Annotated in this window: 16 protein-coding genes; 15 read left to right on the plus strand and 1 reads right to left on the minus strand. The window is 49.4% G+C overall.

Annotated features, from left to right (window positions below; genetic code table 11):
- The first annotated feature begins 1 nt into the window (after position 1).
- The 13 genes from VFA09_18550 to VFA09_18610 all read left to right on the plus strand — a co-directional run bounded on the left by VFA09_18550 (position 2) and on the right by VFA09_18610 (position 13,427).
- The gene (locus VFA09_18550; GenBank protein ID HZU69284.1) at positions 2-934 is read left to right on the plus strand and encodes a CRISPR-associated ring nuclease; all 933 of its coding nucleotides are present in this window, start codon (positions 2-4) and stop codon (positions 932-934) included.
- Positions 935-1,028: 94 nt separating this feature from the next.
- Entirely contained in the window at positions 1,029-2,069 is a 1,041-nt protein-coding gene (gene cmr1, locus VFA09_18555; protein HZU69285.1) for a type III-B CRISPR module RAMP protein Cmr1, read from the plus strand.
- Positions 2,066-4,078 (plus strand): type III-B CRISPR-associated protein Cas10/Cmr2, encoded by a 2,013-nt coding sequence (cas10, locus tag VFA09_18560; protein HZU69286.1) that lies wholly within the window; start codon positions 2,066-2,068, stop codon positions 4,076-4,078. Before cmr1 ends, cas10 begins: the two co-directional genes overlap by 4 nt.
- Complete coding sequence (gene cmr3, locus VFA09_18565; GenBank protein ID HZU69287.1) at positions 4,075-5,277, plus strand: type III-B CRISPR module-associated protein Cmr3; 1,203 nt, start codon at positions 4,075-4,077, stop codon at positions 5,275-5,277. Before cas10 ends, cmr3 begins: the two co-directional genes overlap by 4 nt.
- On the plus strand, positions 5,274-6,194 hold the full coding sequence (cmr4, locus tag VFA09_18570) for a type III-B CRISPR module RAMP protein Cmr4 (GenBank protein ID HZU69288.1): 921 nt from the start codon (positions 5,274-5,276) through the stop codon (positions 6,192-6,194). Before cmr3 ends, cmr4 begins: the two co-directional genes overlap by 4 nt.
- Positions 6,195-6,235: 41 nt before the next feature.
- Complete coding sequence (gene cmr5 / locus VFA09_18575; protein HZU69289.1) at positions 6,236-6,772, plus strand: type III-B CRISPR module-associated protein Cmr5; 537 nt, start codon at positions 6,236-6,238, stop codon at positions 6,770-6,772.
- Positions 6,769-7,941 carry a type III-B CRISPR module RAMP protein Cmr6 gene (cmr6, locus tag VFA09_18580; GenBank protein ID HZU69290.1) on the plus strand — a complete coding sequence of 391 codons (1,173 nt, stop codon included), beginning with the start codon at positions 6,769-6,771 and terminating at the stop codon, positions 7,939-7,941. Before cmr5 ends, cmr6 begins: the two co-directional genes overlap by 4 nt.
- A gap of 65 nt (positions 7,942-8,006) precedes the next feature.
- The gene (locus VFA09_18585; GenBank protein HZU69291.1) at positions 8,007-9,071 is read left to right on the plus strand and encodes a putative CRISPR-associated protein; all 1,065 of its coding nucleotides are present in this window, start codon (positions 8,007-8,009) and stop codon (positions 9,069-9,071) included.
- Complete coding sequence (csx15, locus tag VFA09_18590) at positions 9,071-9,451, plus strand: CRISPR-associated protein Csx15 (GenBank protein HZU69292.1); 381 nt, start codon at positions 9,071-9,073, stop codon at positions 9,449-9,451. The genes VFA09_18585 and csx15 overlap by 1 nt, the downstream gene beginning before the upstream one ends.
- Positions 9,452-9,504: 53 nt before the next feature.
- Positions 9,505-10,395 (plus strand): DUF1887 family CARF protein, encoded by an 891-nt coding sequence (locus VFA09_18595; protein ID HZU69293.1) that lies wholly within the window; start codon positions 9,505-9,507, stop codon positions 10,393-10,395.
- Positions 10,396-10,607: 212 nt separating this feature from the next.
- A complete protein-coding gene (locus VFA09_18600) occupies positions 10,608-11,021 on the plus strand; it encodes a hypothetical protein (GenBank protein HZU69294.1) in 414 nt (137 codons plus the stop codon).
- A 159-nt stretch (positions 11,022-11,180) separates the two neighbouring features.
- On the plus strand, positions 11,181-11,825 hold the full coding sequence (locus VFA09_18605; GenBank protein HZU69295.1) for a sulfotransferase: 645 nt from the start codon (positions 11,181-11,183) through the stop codon (positions 11,823-11,825).
- 87 nt (positions 11,826-11,912) lie between these two features.
- Entirely contained in the window at positions 11,913-13,427 is a 1,515-nt protein-coding gene (locus VFA09_18610) for an HD domain-containing protein (protein HZU69296.1), read from the plus strand.
- Positions 13,428-13,493: 66 nt separating this feature from the next.
- On the opposite strand, the gene VFA09_18615 is transcribed toward VFA09_18610, so the two are convergent.
- Positions 13,494-14,441 carry a hypothetical protein gene (locus VFA09_18615; GenBank protein ID HZU69297.1) on the minus strand — a complete coding sequence of 316 codons (948 nt, stop codon included), beginning with the start codon at positions 14,439-14,441 and terminating at the stop codon, positions 13,494-13,496.
- Between the two features lie 381 nt (positions 14,442-14,822).
- Here VFA09_18615 and VFA09_18620 point away from each other — a divergent pair, with 381 nt between their 5' ends.
- Together VFA09_18620 and recN are read left to right on the plus strand one after the other, a co-directional pair.
- Positions 14,823-15,668, plus strand: a complete 846-nt coding sequence (locus VFA09_18620) for an NAD(+)/NADH kinase (GenBank protein ID HZU69298.1) — start codon at positions 14,823-14,825, stop codon at positions 15,666-15,668.
- Between the two features lie 84 nt (positions 15,669-15,752).
- Positions 15,753-17,669, plus strand: coding sequence for a DNA repair protein RecN (gene recN, locus VFA09_18625; protein HZU69299.1), 1,917 nt, complete (start codon positions 15,753-15,755; stop codon positions 17,667-17,669).
- Position 17,670: the final 1 nt, after the last annotated feature.

Consider the following 17,670-nt stretch of genomic DNA (forward strand, 5'->3'; position numbering starts at 1 on the left):
TATGCCAGAATACATCCATACCTTACTCGCAACCCTTGGCGGACAGCCGCAAATCGTGACATTTACGCTCGATCTCCTGCTTCAGCGTGGTTTCCCTATCAGTGAGGTAATAGTCGTTCATCCCGAAGCGTCGGACGCGCGCCTGCGACACTCAGTAGCATGCCTCAACGCCGAGTTCGTTGGTGATTACTACAGTTATTACCTGGTTCACGGGCAACCTCTCCGTTGTCGTCTTCGTTCATACGTGCTGGAACTGGATGAAGCTCCGCTGCAAGATATTGTAGACGACCTCAGCGCAAAGGGCACGCTCGACACTGTTCATCGTCTTGTCCGCGACCTCAAGCTGCAGCACCGGCGCATTCACCTTTCACTCACCGGTGGTCGTCGTCTGATGTCACTGATGGCGATTTCAGCAGCGCACCTCAACTTCGACCACTTCGATCACATCTGGCACATCTACACACCCTCAGCCCTCAGGCCCCTGGTCAACGAAGGCAAAGTCATGCATATTCCCACCGAGGCCGGTGTAAGCCTGATAGAAGCCCCTTTCGTCCCCTGGGGAGCCTACTTCCCAGGCCTATCGCAAACAGTCGATACAGCCCAGGATATGCGCCACTACCAGACTGCTCGCATGGATGCGGAGGAACGGGCGAGATGTACCAGGGTTATCGAGCAGGCAACACAGCGTGAGCAAGAAGTTTTGCAAGCTTTTGCTCTCGGCCTGACCCAGCAGGAAGTAGCAAAAGAACTTCACATCTCCATTAAGACCGTAGATGCTCACAAGGCCAATCTGCTTGATTATTGCCGTGAGGCCTGGAACATCGATCCAGACGAAAGACTAGGCTATCATTTCCTCTACAAGAAATTTGCGCCATACTTCGATAGTACACAGTATACCTCTAGGGCAAGGCAAACGCATCAGAGAAATCTCTAACTTATTTTAATAGATATCCCGGTTGTGTTTTAGACGAAGGAATGGTATTCTCTTCAGGAAAAAAGATGATTGTGCGAGAGAAAGGAATGTAGGGATGCAGGAAGTTGAATTTACCCTACGTACTCTAACCCCTTTATTTCTGGCAGGGGCAGATCAGACAAAAGCAGAACTGCGCGCTCCCACGTTTCGAGGTCTTATGCGCTACTGGGAACGCGCGCTGGTAGGAGGAATGGCTGGAACGTCCTCTAAAGGCCTTGAAAAAGTGATGGAAGTTGAAACCGAGGTTTTTGGCGCGACGGATAAAGGCTCTGCTGTAGCTGTCAAAGTTTCGGAAGCCTCCAATTCTCCAAAGGAATTTACCGAGCAAATAAGTGTGAGAGTAGGTGGGAGATGGCAGGCGACAGGAAAAGGCTATTTCTTGTGGTCAATGGCGAGAAGCGGAAGGGAAGATAGAGGAAATTTTAAACCTGCACGCTGGTTCTTTCCTCCTGGAACAGGATTTAAGGTCACGCTTTCAACACGAGGACAGGATACTGTAAAACTCAAGCAGGCAGTTGCGGCATTCTGGTTACTGACGCAATTAGGTGCGGTGGGTTCGCGTTCGCGGCGTTGTGCCGGAAGTCTGGCCGTTCAGTCTGTTGAAGGTAATGGTGCCAAAGCTGTTCTCGAAGATTTTCCTTTTTCTATGCCGGCAAATGCTCAGACGTTAAAGCAGCAGATTGAGCAGGGAATCAAAAATGCTCGTTCACTCTATAACCTTGCGCAGCAACCAATTCGCGATGCACAATTTGATGTACTTGCTCGGGGAGCCTGTCGTATCTGGATACTCCAGGATGAACAACCCTGGCCAAGTGCCGAAGTCGCGATGCAGAAGTTAGGGGAGAGGCTCCAGGACTATCGCCATGATATACCTATCCAGCAACGCCGGATTTTTGGATTACCTTTGCCTCCAATTATATTCAACAAGCGCAGAGCCTCACCTTTATTGCTGAGAGTGGTAGAACTACAGGGAAATAAGTATGTTGGGATAGCAGTGCTTTTTAAAACAGCAGGGAATGATGTATTCATGCAAGACTACAAACTAATCGAGAACTGGGCCAATGGATTTCGTGGAAAGCTGGAGGTGATGCTATGAGCGAGTATATGCTGATGTTTTCCCTGGGTCCTGTACAGCCATTTATTGCTCAGGCCCGTAAGACGCGGGATTTGTGGTTGGGAAGCTATCTATTGGCGAAACTGATGGAAGCGGCAGTAAAAGATCTGAAAGGAGAGCTTGTTTATCCTACACGTAGTACCGTGGATGACAGACGAGGTATCCCCGATATACCTAATAAGTTCGTAGCTATTTTCCCATCAGAAGAGGCAGCTTATGAGGAAATAGGACGCTGTGTGACTCGAATTGAAAAGCGTTGGGAAAAGATATGCAAAGAGGTGTGGCAAGAGATTGTTGCAGAGTATACCACCAGGGAAACAGAAAGAATTTGGAATCGGCAAACGGATGCACAAAACCTGTTCGAGACATACTGGGTAATTGTGCCAGATAGTTCTAGAGAATATAAGCAATGGCTAAGTTACACCCAGGAGGTATTAGATGCGCGCAAGCGCCTGCGCAATTTCGCATCACAAAGTAAACGAGGGCAAGAAGGCGAATTAAGAGAGGAAGGCGAACCGGGGGAGAAGAGTACCGTCTCTGGAGAGCGTGAAGCGTTACATGGAATAAGAACTGATCGCCAGGGAATTCAGGACTTCTGGGTTAAGCTGACAAGTAAGCTTTCTGCACACGATATTAGCAAGGATGGGTCTGAGCGTCTTGATGCTATTGATACTGTCAAGCGTTTCGCCACCAAATCACAGGAAATTCCGTTTAAGACTTTTCCCTCGACAAGCTATATTGCGGTAGCTTCATTTATGGAGGTCTTGTTGCTGGCCCCTATAGATCAGGATGTACTTGGCAATTGGCAAAAGGCAACAAATGAACAATTAGAATTGCCGGAGGGTGCAAAAAGAGCGGTTCCTTATCTACATAGGATGGTAATGAATGACCGTCAGCTAGCTGAGCGCGATTGGATTTTGCAGCGCGATGGTGATTTGTACTTTCCAGAAATGTTTGTGCCACGGCAATTAATGCAGAATTATGGTATTGCTGATGTATCAGAAGCTACAAGCATAGCTCGAAGTGCCAAAGATGCTTTGGCTCATCTACTGTCCGCAACTGATGAATTGCACATTACTCGTCCTACTCCTTACTATGCCTTAATCCAGATGGATGGTGATAGAATGGGTTCTTTACTTGGAGGTGTCGGTGGTAAAGAAGAACACTGGGCTATTAGCGAAGCACTTTCCACCTTTTCTCGTGAGCGCACTCCAGAGTTGGTAGAGGATAGTTACCCAGGGAAACTTGTCTATGCGGGCGGCGATGATGTTGTGGCTCTAGCACCGCTCGCAAGAGATATCCGAGCAGGTAATCAGCCTCTGACAGTTCTTGATCTGGTAGATGCATTACGAAAGATATACCACGATACAGTTCAAGGAGCGGTATTAGACGAGACACGCAAAGCGGAAGTTACTGCCAGTATCGGTGTCGCTATTGCACATCACTACACTTCTCTTTCCTATGTGCGGCGGACAGCAAAGGCTTCCGAAGATCTTGCAAAGAAGGCCTATGGACGCAATGCTTTAGTTGTCACTATTTTGAGGCGTTCAGGTGAGCAAACACGAGTAGGTTGCCATTGGTTTTATAAGGTTTCGAGGGATGGCAGTGAGCAAATGTTAGAACCAGTGTCACTCTTTCTAGAGTTTTATGAATTTTTCAAGAAAGAGATTCTTTCGCCTAAGTGTGTCTATATCTTGCTTGAAGAAGCTCCTGTGCTGGTTGGATTAGATAGGAATGCCCAGATTAGCGAGATCAAGCGTGTATTACACCGGCAGCGTAAGGAAGAGGTTGAGAGTAAATTTGTTGAGCGCGATCTAGCCGGGAGATTAGTCGATTTGGCAGAGGCTATGGACAATGATGACAGACGACCCAGAAAAGCAGATTCATCATTGGCTATCGAATTACATTCGGAAGAGCGCCGGCATGGATTGGTCGAGGTGCTAGGTTGGTTGCTAGTGATGGCTTTTCTAGCACGAAAGGAGCCGGAATGATGCGCCTTTTTATTGAACCTACAGAACCGTTATTGTTTCGTACTGGACGTCCATTTAATGCAGGAGAAAATAACTTCGCGGAAACTATTTTTCCTCCTACTCCTGAAACAATGCAGGGTGCTGTACGGGCTGCAATAGCTACGCATTGGGATAGAACGAAAACAATCGCACAGGTATTTGAGGATCCAGAGCTTGTTGAGCTAATTGGAAATCGTAAAGGTTATGGGCGCTTTCGTATTACTAGTCTGGCATTAGGGCGGCGCAAAAATAGTGATAGTGAGGATGGGCCGGTCGAGCGTCTTTTCCCATCCCCTCTGTATCTACAGAAGGATAGGAAAAAGGTCATTCGTTTCTATCCTAAACCAATAACAGAAGTACGTAGTGACATACCAGAAGACATGTGGTATTTGTGGCCTGATGAAGAGGCTGAAGATAAACTGGAAAATGCGGGATGGCTGACAGAACGTGGATTAGTGAGGGTACTACGGGATAAGGAAAAGCCTTTCGATGAGGAGATAGTCAGCAATCGCGAGATATTCGAGTATGAATCACGTCTTGGTATTGGCATGAACAATGAAACCAAAACGACCAGAGAGGGATTGCTATACCAGGTGCGAATGGTACGAATGAAACATGATCTTGATTTCACCAATCGCGATAATGACTTTGTCTATGGGTTTGTTGTCGATATCAGCCTTGCTGGAACAGAAGAAAGCGCCTGTTTGACTGATTCTCCAGAGACATTATTGAGTGATGAGCAGGTGCAGAAACAACTGCGTTTACCAGATAGTGGATGGATTACACTCGGTGGGGAAAGGCGAGCAGCCTATTTTAGGGTACTCAAATCGGTAACGCTATCGGCGTCAGAAAATGTAGAGCAGCTCAAGGCTGGTAGGGCCGTTTACCTCTCAACGCCGGCAGCTCTCGATGATGGCTGGAAACCTCTCAATTGGCAACCAAAGAAGTGGAGCAAACCACTTCCTAAACCAATTGCAGTAACGATTGATCGTTATCAACCAATAGGAGGTTGGCTACTTGCTCCCGGCACTGCCGGAGGTGAGAACAAGATTATGCGCCGTTGTGTTCCGGCTGGTAGTGTTTACTTTTTTAACGAGCCGGTAGCAATAGAACGTCCCTTTACGGATTACGGTTGGCAAATTGGCTATGGAATTGCATATGCAGGAGAATGGAAATCATGATCACAGAGACCACCATGCTTTATCTTTACGTCGAAACGCCGCTTCATGCAGGAGTAGGCTCTGGTTTGAGCAGTATTGACCTGCCGATTCAGCGAGAGCGAACAACTCAGTATCCCATGATTCAGGGAAGTGGCATCAAAGGAAAATTGCGTGCAACAGCAGAAGATGTTATTAAGGATCGGACTATAATTGATATCTTATTCGGGCCTGGTACTCCTGGTGCAGGAGCAGAAGATTACGCCGGTGCGCTTATTGCAGGTGATGCGCGTATTCTCCTTTTCCCTGTGCGTTCGCTCAATGGTGTTTTTGCCTATACTACTTCCTGCGATATATTGAGCCGCTTTAAGCGTGACATAGAGAGGGGTCATGCCAGCAGCGTACTACCATGGAATGTCCCTGAACAAGTTGCAGTAGGCAATGCGCTGATGACGACTACAAGTGAAGTCCATGCTAATAATACCATTGTGCTGGAAGAATTCAGCTTTGAGGCTCGCCCAGATGGACAAGTTGACACAATTGCGAATTGGCTTGCAACTAATGCCATCCCTGATCTGGGAGCAGGTGATTACTGGCCCAACAAGATTAGGAACTCTTTAGTCATCTTATCCAATGATGATTTTCGCGATTTCGCGCTTTATGCGACAGAGGTTATCACCCGCGTTCGTCTAGATCGACAGACAAAAACGGTTCAGCGCGGCGCTCTCTGGACTGAAGAGCATCTACCCACCGATACACTGCTCTATGTGCCGATTTATGCAACAGATGGACGCCAAAATGGGAAGAATGGCTCGAAAGTGACTGCTGCCCAGGTTCTGGAAAGGGCCAGATCACTTGACACTGGTAGGGGTAGCTATCTCCAACTTGGCGGCGATGAAACTGTTGGGCGTGGTCTGGTACGCATGCGCTGGGGAAGTTAGTCAGGTAGCGCAGATCACTATTGTTTAAAAGGGAGAAGATAATGACTGAGAAGACTCAACGTCAGAATATTGAGCAGCAGCGCGGGAAGCAGGCTTGGGATGATATTGATGAAATTAAAAAGCTTGCAGAGAAAACTCAAAGGCTTCTAGGAGAAAATCAGGATGAAGAGATAAGGAAAAAATTAGAGAGACTGCTTAGGGAATATGAAGGACTGCAAAAAGAGTATCGGTCATTAGCTCGAGGACTGAATGCAATGATCCAGATCAATGGATTAGGACAAAGTCTTGGCTTTTTAAAGGCTAAAGGCAAAGTTAAGGTGGAAGATGGAGTACAAAAAAGAAATGCTCATTTTTACTTGCTAGGTCATCTGACACATTGGATGCATGAGCATTTTGATACATCTATTATAGATGCTACGAGTACCGAAAATGATGGGCTTCTTCGATGGGTAACTAATAGAGCAAGTAATACAGATTACCGACGTGCAACCACGGAATGTCTTGCTTTCGGTAGTTGGCTGCGTCGTTTTGCCGAGGCAGAATTGAAGGAACCAGACGCAGGAACGGAGCAGATATGAATAACCAGGAGAGCAGGCAATACTATCTTCCTCAAAGTATAGCAAGATTGCTTACAGTAGATCAACTGAGCAAGTGTAAAAATCTAGGCTTGATACTGGATAAGTATCCCCCAGAATCCGCTATTCAAAGGAGTGAAGGAAAAAGTGGCTGGCTTAAAGAGCTTGCTGCAACTAATCATGTTGATGTAAGGCTTGTCGAGAGCGTTTACAGGCGCTGGTTAAACATGATAACAGCGAGAGGAGCAACACATTTCACCGCTATTACTGATTGGCGTATGGTAGTTGGTCTGGGTGGTGAATCTGTGCTGGAAACCGATTTAACATTGCATCACCTGTATGGTATTCCTTACATTCCTGCCAGCGCCTTGAAAGGTTTGACGCGCGGCTATGTGACCGGAGAGGTATATCCTAGCAGCGATATCGAACATGATAATGAGATTGTCAGACGTATTTTTGGTTCACAGAAACAGGCCGGAACTGTGATCTTTTTTGATGCCATGCCTGTAGGTTCTAAGATAGATTTCGTACTCGATATCATGAATTCGCATTATCCTCATTATTATGGGGAGAAGAAACTGCCAACCAATGACCAGAATCCCAACCCTGTGACTTTCTTGACGGTAGCTGGTACAACTTTTGTATTTGCTCTGGCTCCACGTCGTCTCAATAATGAGGTCGATTCGAAGGACGTAGAGTTAGCAAAAGGCTGGTTGCAAGTAGCTCTAGAAAAGTATGGCATTGGAGGAAAGACGAGTGCAGGATATGGCTTCTTCAGGATGGTCAACGATGGAGTGCTGCCAGAAAGCCTTACCGAATCATTGCAAACCGTATCAACACCGACATCTACACCTTCATCAACAACACCAAAGCCTGCTATAACTGAGCGTATACGCCCGAATATTCCTAAATTCAGAGAGGGGCAGGAAATCACAGGGTCTGTCATTGCTCTTACCGATGAATTACGACGAAGAGTTCCTGCTGATGCAAAGGCCATCTTGAGATATCAATCGTTTGCGACGAGGGACGTGCTGATAGTTGTGAGCGCGGAGGAAGCACAGAATTGGAAACCTGGCGAGACGCGCATTTGTGTGTTTATGCGAGAAGAAGAGCGGGATGGATGTACATTGCTGATATGCCAACCAAGGGCAAGTAAGAAAAAGAAGGCATGAATATAGGTGAAAGGGCTTGGATGTGTTTTATTATGAGTTGTTAATGAGGTGAAAAGGAGAAAGAGATGACAACAATTCTAACAGCAACAGGTATTTCCCTGTATCTCAATACGAGGAGAAAGTATGGTATTGAGACGCCAACCGAGGATCAAATGCGGCAATACCTACGAACTGAGCCAGGAGCAGCATCTGCTGAAGCTAATTCAATCCTCCAAATATCTCAGTCTGATGATCAACTTGTTTTTCTCCATACCGAAACGATAGAAGGGAAGAGGTGTACCAACTTATTACGGGAATTCTTCAGTAGTAGAGGTTACAAACATATCCGGCCGGTTGGACTTCAATTTCAAGAGGATGAAAAGCACATAGAAACCCACGGGTTGCGTAACTTTGTTAACACGTTCATTGATGAGATTGAAAAAGCCAAGAGAAATAATCAAGACGTTGTTATAAATGCAACTCCTGGTTTCAAATTAGAAAGCGGTTATAGCACTCTGATAGGCATGCTTTATCAGGTTCCGGTTAAATATATACATGAGAAATTCAAACGTGTTGTTACCTTTAATCCTATTGCCCTTGATTGGGATACCAGCCTTTTCCTTAGATATAGTTGGTTTTTTGAATGGATAGATGCAGAGGCTCGCTCCCAAACGGAAGTAGAGGAGCGTCTCAAGGCTATCCCTGAAAAAGAAAAAATACAATCAATGTTGACATTACCTGATGAGCATGGAGATGTATTTTTATCTCCAATGGGGAATGCCCTTCAAAGACGATTCAAGGAACAAACTGAGGAAGCAAAAGAGGCTCCATTGCCATCTGAAGTGCAGATAGAAAATCCTGATGAGAAGATTACCTCTTCACTCAAGAATGTGGCGCATCACTATCCCAAGAACACGCTCGCTGCTTGCAATAAAATAGCTCAGTTACCTTATGTACGAACAATAATCGGTGGAAACTTCGAAAATACAACACGTTCTGCTGTTAAAAGGGTTACTGAAGATGGAACAATTTTACTACTCTGGGCAGATAATGATAAAGCTGCAAACCTGACAATACAAACAACAGCCCAGGGGCTTCCTCAAACGCAGAAAGTCGCAGAAAAAATAAAGGAGTTGTTGAAGATCAAATAATGCTTGTACTCAACTTCACCCACCCCCTCACCCCCAACCAGCAAGCGCAAATCGAATCCCTGGCTAAAACCTTCATTGCAGGTATTCGCACTATCCCTGTACAAATCAACCAGGCAGAACCTCTCGAACCTCAAATCACCGCAATAATAAATTCAATAGATTTGTCATCTGAAGAGTGGCAAACTCTTCCTCTTCTCATCAATCCGCCAGGCTATGCTCCCGCCGCGTTTGTTCTACTCGCTGAACTTCACGGGCGCATCGGTCATTTTCCCTCGCTGATTCGCCTGCGCCCAATAGCTGGCAGCATTCCGACAACCTATGAAGTAGCTGAATTGGTTAATTTACAGGCAATCAGGGAGCAAGCTCGCCAAAGAAGATAGCCTGTATCGATAGAGATAGCTATATATGTAGCATTTAGGAAAGGAGAATGGTCATGACTTTAATGATAGCACTTGTTGGTGAGCAGCCTATGCCCAATCTCCTTCCGGTACGGCACTCCCATCCCTCTGATGTATTGCTCGTTTATACGAAAAGAACAAAAGGCATATATGATCGTCTGGCTGCAACACTTCAGAAAGAGGCAAATGTTTATGAACTAGAAACAGAGCCTTATAGGATAGGTGTGATAGTAGATGCTCTGAAAGCAAAACTTGAGTCTCCAGAGCTTGCAGGAAAATCGAATACATTTAATCTTACAGGTGGCACGAAGGCAATGGCTTTTGCTGCTTATCAAGTTGCGCAACAACAAAAGGCACCGATGTTCTATTTGCAAAGTGAGGGGAAGCATAACCGCATTTATCACTATATCTGGGAAGATCGAGGTTTAAAGCTGGTAGATGACGAGTTGGTGCCAGCGTGTGTGAAGCTGAATGACCTGTTTAACCTACACTTCGGGCCAGGAGAGTGGCAAGAATGCAGCTCAAATCGTGGTGATGATGGTGGACCATTTGAGGTAGCATTAGCCGAGGCTCTACGACTAAATGAATATGAAGTCATGACGGGCGTCAGGGCTATGGATGGGCAGATTGATATTGACGTTGCAATGAGATTTGAAAACCGATTTGGTATCATTGAAGCAAAGGCAGGTAATAAGGGAAAGAAGCTCGATGGCATCAAACAACTGAGTAATGCCGTTCGCCATATCGGAACTTATACTCAATCTTTCTTTGCGATCACTGTTCAACATACTTCAACGCATGAAGCCATTATGCTTGCCTCCCGTATTAAGGTGGTTTCACTAACGAACTATGTGCCTGGATCAGAAACGCTCACTTTAGATGATGCAAAGAAATTGGTTGGTGCTGTTGATGAGGTTCTTAAGTAATAGTGCCAATTTTTGGCAATGGAGTGCTAAAAGTCTTCCTTAGCCCGTCTCCATTCTCCTGGCCTCTCCTCTCCCCCACCATGAGAATCCTCTCACATAATTCCAACATTCACCCAATGAACCTGCATTATCCTATCCTTGTAAGTTGAAAAACAACTGGTCCTACTGAAAAGTCGTTACAGAGCCGAATTACTAAAAAGGAGGTTTTAGAAATGAATACGATCAACACATCAAAAAGCTGGCTTGAGAAAGTACACATCGTACTCGGAGTGCTGCTCATAAGCGTACCGTTTGTCTTCGGTATAACCGCGTTTGGAACACTTTCCTTGAGCGCCTGGATATTGGCAGCAATCGTCGGCGTCGTCGCTATGGCGCTTGCCATCCTCTGGCTGGGATTTAAGAGTAATGGACTCGTCACAGGCGCGACCATCATGCTTGGTACTGTCGTCGCCATCACCCCCTGGGTCATGGGCGATGCCCCGTCCCCTGCCGGCGCATTGATAGCGTCCGTACTTGGAGCGCTGCTTATCGTGGCTGCCGGCAGTGTATCGGCAAAGAATTGGAACCGGCAGGCCACGCTTGCCACTTCCTGGAGAGCGCAGAGAGGCTTGATGGAGTCCGAGTAACAGGTACCTACCGTACCGGCGAGTAAGCATTGCTTGCTCGCCTTTATTCTTTGTCATTATCCTTCCCTACATCCATTTCCCCTTGTTACCATGGTTGCATTCTTGTATCCTATAAACAGTAGCGCTTGATTGTCTTACAAAATAGGAAAGGACCGGCAATTGGCAGATCAATCTGGAACAATAAAGGAATGGAATGGACTAAAAATCATCGGCGCAGGCTTTGGACGAACGGGAACACTCTCCCTCAAGAACGCCCTTGAGCAACTCGGCTTCGCCCCCTGCTACCATATGACGGAACTCTTTTCCCATCCCGGAGCTGATGAACTCTGGGAAGCAGTTAGCAGGGGAATCCCCGTTGATTGGGATGACATCTTTAAAGGCTATCAGGCAAGTGTTGATTGGCCTGCCTGCGCCGTCTATAAAGAACTGATGCAGGCCTATCCGGCGGCAAAGGTGCTGCTGACCGTGCGCGATCCCGAAAAATGGTATGAAAGCGCTCGAAAAACCATCTACCAGGTTACCGACCGCCAACTGCTCTCAACACATGCTCGCATGGTCAATGCCCTCATCTGGCAGGGCACGTTTCATGGCAGATTCGAAGAGAAGGAGTATGCCATCTCCGTTTTTCATGCCCATAACGAAGAGGTCAAACAACTGGTACCGCCAGAAAAGTTGCTCGTCTATGATGTGAAAGACGGCTGGGAGTCGCTTTGTACATTTTTAGACGTCCCGGTACCTGTGAATATGCCTTTCCCCCATCTCAACGACTGGCAAGAATTTCTGGGCAGGATAAATCATCCCTGATTGAATGAGCTTGACCCTTTATGCTATGCTCGATAGCAATAGAGACAGGCAGCGAAAAAATACTGGTCTCATTGTGAAAGAGGAGCTGTGGACGCCCGCATCCTGCAAATTCTGAGACAAACAGCGCAACACTTTAACGATAACCACGCGCAAGCCTACCTCGTTGGAGGCTCGCTGCGCAACCTTCTGCTCGGCGAACCAACCATCGATTGGGATATCGTCACCGCCGCTGATGCTCCTACAGTAGCCCGGCAACTGGCCAATAAACTGGGTGGTTTCTATGCTCATTTGCACGAAAAGGCCAGCCGCGTAGTCGTCAAACAGCAAGCAGGCGAAACCGTTCTTGACATCTCGCCATTGAACGGCAAGACTATCGAGGACGACCTGCGCTGCCGCGATTTTACCATCAACGCCATGGCCCTCTCCCTGGACGAGGCCGTGCGCTATCTGGAACGCGTCAAGACTCCAGACGCGGTTCTGACTTCTCTTGAACAAGCGATCTTGATCGACCCCGCGGGCGGGTTTGCTGACATTGCCGCCCATCGCCTGCGCGCAGTCAATAAGGATGTCTTCAAACATGATCCCCTGCGTATGCTGCGAGCCGTGCGCTTGATGATGCGCTATGGTCTGAGTATTGAGCCGGAAACGCAGCGTTTGATTGCCCTTGACGCGCCATTGCTGAAAAAAGTCGCCCCGGAACGAGTCCACGACGAATTCTATGCCATCCTTGAGCCAGGTGGCGCCACTAACAGGCTGCGTTTCCTGGATGAACTGGGCCTCTTCACCGTCATTTTCCCGGAGTTCATCCCGGCGCGTGGCATGCAACAACCGTTTCCGCATTATTGGGATGTGCTGGAGCATTCTATCGAGTCCGTTGGGGCGTTGGAACGATTGGCAGCGGCGTTGCAGGGCGAAATTCGCGTTTTGTTAGATGAGGCGGAGGAACAGGGCATCTTTTCGTTTGAGGCGTTGAGGTCGCCGCGCGTCAAGATGGCGGCGCTGCTGCATGATATTGGGAAGACGGTGACGTATGCAACTGATCAAGAGGGCCATATACATTTCTATTATCATCCGCAAGCTGGTGTACCGCTGGCCCAGGAGATTATGAGGCGCTTGCGGGCCAGCACGCAGGATCGCCGTTTCGTGCAGCAGGTTGTAGCCCATCACATGCGGCCCGGGCAACTGGGCCAGGATGGGCCGGTAACCCTGCGAGCCACCCGGCGCTATTTTGCCGATCTCGGGCCGGTCGGCATTTACGTCGCCTTGATTTCGCTTGCCGATCACCTGGCGACAATGGGTCCACAGCCGCTCGGTGAGGCATGGGAGCGCCACCTGGGAGTTGTGTCTGTACTATTGACACGCTACGTTCGCGAACGCGAAACAATCCTGCCCCCGCGCCTGGTCACCGCGGAAGAATTGATGCGCCGCCTGCGCCTCGAGCCGGGACCGCAGGTGGGACGCTTACTGGATTTGATCGCGGAAGCGCAGACCGAGGGCCGCGTTTCCTCAAAAGAAGAAGCTATCTGGCTGGCCGAAGATGTCCTTGCCATTGATGAAGATGCCGAGATCGCCGATGAGTCTTCCCAGACAGAGAATAGGTGACAAGAAAAAAAGCCTGGCCTGGCGACCATTTCACCAGACCAGGCTTTTTCTTGTCGTATGTCTTGCTTACTTCTTCGTAGCCAGCATACCGTCGGTGTTCCCGTTACCATCGACGTAGAAGCCGACCAGGTTGCCTTTATCGTTGACGCCGTTGATGGTCGTCGTTCCGATGCCGTTGGGGTCATCGATTGACTGCCACTGCGCGTTCTTCAAGGGGCTGCTCAATGTGAAGCCGTGCATCAGGCCGTTGGCATCGAAGTAGCCGCCGACGATCTCATCGTATTTGTTGACGCCCAGAGGAGTCGTGTTCGTCGAGCCGGGATAATCGAACTCGGTGAAGGCATTGCTCTTGAGCAGGAAGCCAACGATGTCTCCATTGGAGCCGGTCAGGAAGCCGACGATGTCGCCATTGTCATTGATGCCTGTGGCGATGGCATTGGTACCATCAGGCGGCACAATTGCCGTGAACTTGCCGGTCGCCTGGTTCAACTTGTAGGCGTGGTTGACACCATTGCCATCCGTGTAGAAGCCAACTGCGATACCTTTGTCGTTGATGCCGAGCAGCTGGTTGACGGTTCCTTTTCCGGTGTGCGGGTTCTTGTAGGATGTGAAGACGCCGTTCCACTCGACGAAGCCGAAATTGTTGCCGTTGCTATCGACATAGAACCCAGCCGTGTCACCTTTGTTGTTGATGGCCGTAACCTGTGTCTGTACCGAGCCAGGATAGTTCTCATTCACATAGTTGCCCTGTCCATATGGTGGATTGAGGATGTAGCCCTGGTTGGGATGGCCAGAAGCGCCGCTGCCGAAGTAACCGGAGATCACTCCCGCGTTGTTGATGCCGAGCAACTGGTTGAAGGTAGGATCAGCATTGTCATCGAGCGTTGTGAACTGGTACTTCGCCCCCGCGTGTGAATTCACCGGGCTGGCCAGCGCCGTCGCGGTGAGGGCCATAATGCCTAAGGCGGCCACGATAGTTGCCATAAAGATCCGGCGGAAAATTGGGTTACGCATGTTGTTTTCTCCTTTTTTTCAACGTTTTTAAAATGCGCAAGCTGCGCGCTACAGTGATATCGCAATTTTTTCCGGTAAGAGGTTTTTGTATGCGCTTACCTCAATTGCTGTACAGAGTATGCCCTACCAGGCTCAAGAAAATAAGATCTTTCTCTAGTCTTCTTCTCGTCTTCTACTGGTCAACTGCCACTTCAGGTTCGCCCGATCAACTCATCATCGACCTTTATGCCCATTTTCGGCCAAAAGCAAGCTAATGAGCATAGTTGACAACAGCGCCCGCATATCGTACCATTACGTTGGCGGATTACGGTTAGTCGCTGGTGCGCGCCGGATTTCGGCAAGTGGAACCTCGCCCCGACAGCCCTTGGGAGATGAACTGGTTTGAAGGCAATCACGATATTTTATCAGGGCCGTAAAGATGATACCTCGAAAGCCGCGGAGCAACTCGTACCCTTTCTAAAGAAATTGGGGTACGATGTGCGCATTATCGATACGCGCTATGAAGGTGAAGAAACACCCGAACCCTCCATCCGGGATTGTCAGCTTGCTATCGTGCTGGGTGGTGATGGCACAATCGTCCATGCCGCTCGCCTCTCAGCATATGAGGGCGTTCCCCTTCTGGGCATCAACTTTGGGCGGGTAGGATTTTTAACCGAGCTTGAGCCGCAAGAGATGTTGTCCAAGCTGCCGCTCTACCTGGATGGCGATCCATCGGTATGGATCGATAAACGGGCCATGTTGCACGCGGTTCTGGAACAGGACGGCAAGCAAGAGGAATTCCTGGCTTTGAATGATATTGTGATTGCGCGTGGCATGTGGCCGCGCATGGTACAAATACGTACCTGGGTCGATGATTTCTATTACAATACGACCTTTGCCGACGGCATCATCCTTTCCACCGCTACCGGCTCAACAGCTTATAACATGGCCGTTGGCGGGCCGCTGATGCACCCGCACGTGCAAAGCGCCGTACTGACGCCCATCGCGCCTCATCTCGTATCCGACCGCTCGCTGATTTTACATCCTGACGCTGTCGTCAGGCTCCAGATTGCGACCGGTTCTCAAAATGGGGTCTTCTCCGCCGATGGTCAGATGAGCCGCGAGGTGAAAGACGGCGCGACGATCATGATTCGTAAGAGCCAGTATGTCACGAAATTCCTGCGGCGCAGGCCGCCAACCTATTTCTACCAGATCATCAATGCCAAATTGAAAGATGAGGATGCTTAACCGTAGGGGCGACCCTGCTGGTCGCTCTCATCGAAGTCACATGCACCGTAGGGGCGACCCTGCTGGTCGCCCGCGTCAAAAATTATGTTATTAGAGTTAACCATCAAAGATTTTGCCATTATTGATAGCCTGCACTTGCGACTGAACCGCCTCTTCAATGTCTTCACCGGCGAAACGGGCGCGGGCAAGTCGATCATTATCGATGCCGTGAGCGCCCTGCTGGGCGGCAAGATCGGCGCGGAATTCGTGCGCGCCGGGTGCGAGCGTGCCACGGTCGAAGGCGTCTTCTCCATCGATGCCTTGCCCCCGATTCGTGATGACTGGCAGCCATTCGAAGCTTTCTTAAACGAAGAACACAATGGTAATCGCACGATGTTCGAGGCATTAGACAACGCCGAAACGCAGCGCGCGCACTTTAATCATGCTGATAACAATAGCGCTGATGCCGCCGTCGCTCTTGCCACACTGCTGCACGAATACGATATCGAACCTGAAGATGGGCAGTTGATCCTCTCACGCGATATCTTCCGCTCCGGGCGTACAGTTTCACGCATCAACGGGAGAGCCGTTGCCCAGCACGTACTCCAGCAGGTAGCCAGCTGGCTGGTCGATATTCATGGGCAGAGCGAGCATATGAGCCTGCTACGACCTGAACAGCACGTGAATTTTCTGGATCGCTACGCCGAACTTTTGCCCCTGCGCGAGCAACTCGGCGCGAAGGTAACGGAATGGCGCGAGGCTCGCAAGAAGCTGGCCGCGTTGCGGCAGACGGAGCGGGATGCTGTTCGCCGCGCCGAATTCTTGCGCTTCGAGATCGAGGAAATTGAAAAGGCCGAGCTGGAACCCGGCGAAGTCGACGAACTGGAAGCCGAACGCAAGGTACTCAACAACGCCGAGCGCTTGCGCGAACTATGCGCCCTCATCTATGGTTCCATCAAAGGTGGCGACTTTGCCGGCGATGAGTACCGCCCGGCGCTGGATCAACTGCGCCCCGCTTTGCGCGCTATGAACGAACTCGTGCGGCTCGATCCGACCCTGCAAGAAAACGAAACCAATCTCGCGGAAGCCATTTATCGCCTGGAAGATGTGGCCGCCAGTATCAGCAGCTACGAGAGCGATATCGAGGATGATCCGCAGCGATTGTCCGATATCGAAGAGCGACTCGACCTCATCAATCGTCTTAAGCGCAAATACGGCGCGACTATAGAAGAGATTCTCAAACGCGTCGATGAAGACCGCGCCGAACTTGAAACCATCGTCCACCGCGACGAGCTGGTCGCGAACCTGGAGAAGCAAGATACTGAATTGCGGCGCGAGATTGGCCGCATCGCCCAGCAAATCTCCGAGCGCAGGCGTGAGGCCGCCATGCAACTCTCTGCCGCCATGGAAGAGCAACTGGACAGCCTCAATATGAAACGCGCGCGTTTTTCCGTTGAAATCGAGCAGGTTCCCGATGAAAACGGCGTACCGGCCAGCATCAATGGTCAACCAGAACAGCTTTATGCCTGCGATATGACGGGTATCGACCGCGTGCAGTTCCTGATTGCGCCCAATCCCGGCGAACCATTTAAGCCGCTGACCAAAATTGCTTCCGGCGGTGAAACATCGCGCCTGATGCTCGCCCTTAAAACCATCCTCGCCTCGGCGGATGCCACTCCAACACTGATCTTTGACGAAATCGACGCCGGTATCAGCGGCAAAAGTGGTCAGATCGTGGGCGAGAAGTTGTGGCAATTGACCCACAACCACCAGGTGATCTGCGTCACACACCTTCCACAAATCGCCGCTTTTGCCGATATGCACTACAATGTCAATAAGCAGATCTATGGTGAGCGCACTGTCACTATCGTTAACGAACTGCGCCCCGAACAGCGCGTGCGCGAGATCGCGCATATCATGGGCGGTAGCGTGACCGAGTTTTCGATGAAGAGCGCCGAAGAATTGCTGGCAAGATCATATCTCTGGAAAGAGCATTGGACAAAAAACAGGCAGGAGCAATAAT

The organism is Ktedonobacteraceae bacterium (assembly GCA_035653615.1).
In the GTDB taxonomy this organism is placed as follows: domain Bacteria; phylum Chloroflexota; class Ktedonobacteria; order Ktedonobacterales; family Ktedonobacteraceae; genus DASRBN01.

Excerpts from the sequence above, each read along its gene's own strand:
- VFA09_18550 (HZU69284.1), top strand. The coding sequence starts at position 2 with ATGCCAGAATACATCCATACCTTACTCGCAACCCTTGGCGGACAGCCG.
- cmr1 (HZU69285.1), top strand. The coding sequence starts at position 1,029 with ATGCAGGAAGTTGAATTTACCCTACGTACTCTAACCCCTTTATTTCTG.
- cas10 (HZU69286.1), top strand. The coding sequence starts at position 2,066 with ATGAGCGAGTATATGCTGATGTTTTCCCTGGGTCCTGTACAGCCATTT.
- cmr3 (HZU69287.1), top strand. The coding sequence starts at position 4,075 with ATGATGCGCCTTTTTATTGAACCTACAGAACCGTTATTGTTTCGTACT.
- cmr4 (HZU69288.1), top strand. The coding sequence starts at position 5,274 with ATGATCACAGAGACCACCATGCTTTATCTTTACGTCGAAACGCCGCTT.
- cmr5 (HZU69289.1), top strand. The coding sequence starts at position 6,236 with ATGACTGAGAAGACTCAACGTCAGAATATTGAGCAGCAGCGCGGGAAG.
- cmr6 (HZU69290.1), top strand. The coding sequence starts at position 6,769 with ATGAATAACCAGGAGAGCAGGCAATACTATCTTCCTCAAAGTATAGCA.
- VFA09_18585 (HZU69291.1), top strand. The coding sequence starts at position 8,007 with ATGACAACAATTCTAACAGCAACAGGTATTTCCCTGTATCTCAATACG.
- csx15 (HZU69292.1), top strand. The coding sequence starts at position 9,071 with ATGCTTGTACTCAACTTCACCCACCCCCTCACCCCCAACCAGCAAGCG.
- VFA09_18595 (HZU69293.1), top strand. The coding sequence starts at position 9,505 with ATGACTTTAATGATAGCACTTGTTGGTGAGCAGCCTATGCCCAATCTC.
- VFA09_18600 (HZU69294.1), top strand. The coding sequence starts at position 10,608 with ATGAATACGATCAACACATCAAAAAGCTGGCTTGAGAAAGTACACATC.
- VFA09_18615 (HZU69297.1), bottom strand. The coding sequence starts at position 14,441 with ATGCGTAACCCAATTTTCCGCCGGATCTTTATGGCAACTATCGTGGCC.
- recN (HZU69299.1), top strand. The coding sequence starts at position 15,753 with ATGTTATTAGAGTTAACCATCAAAGATTTTGCCATTATTGATAGCCTG.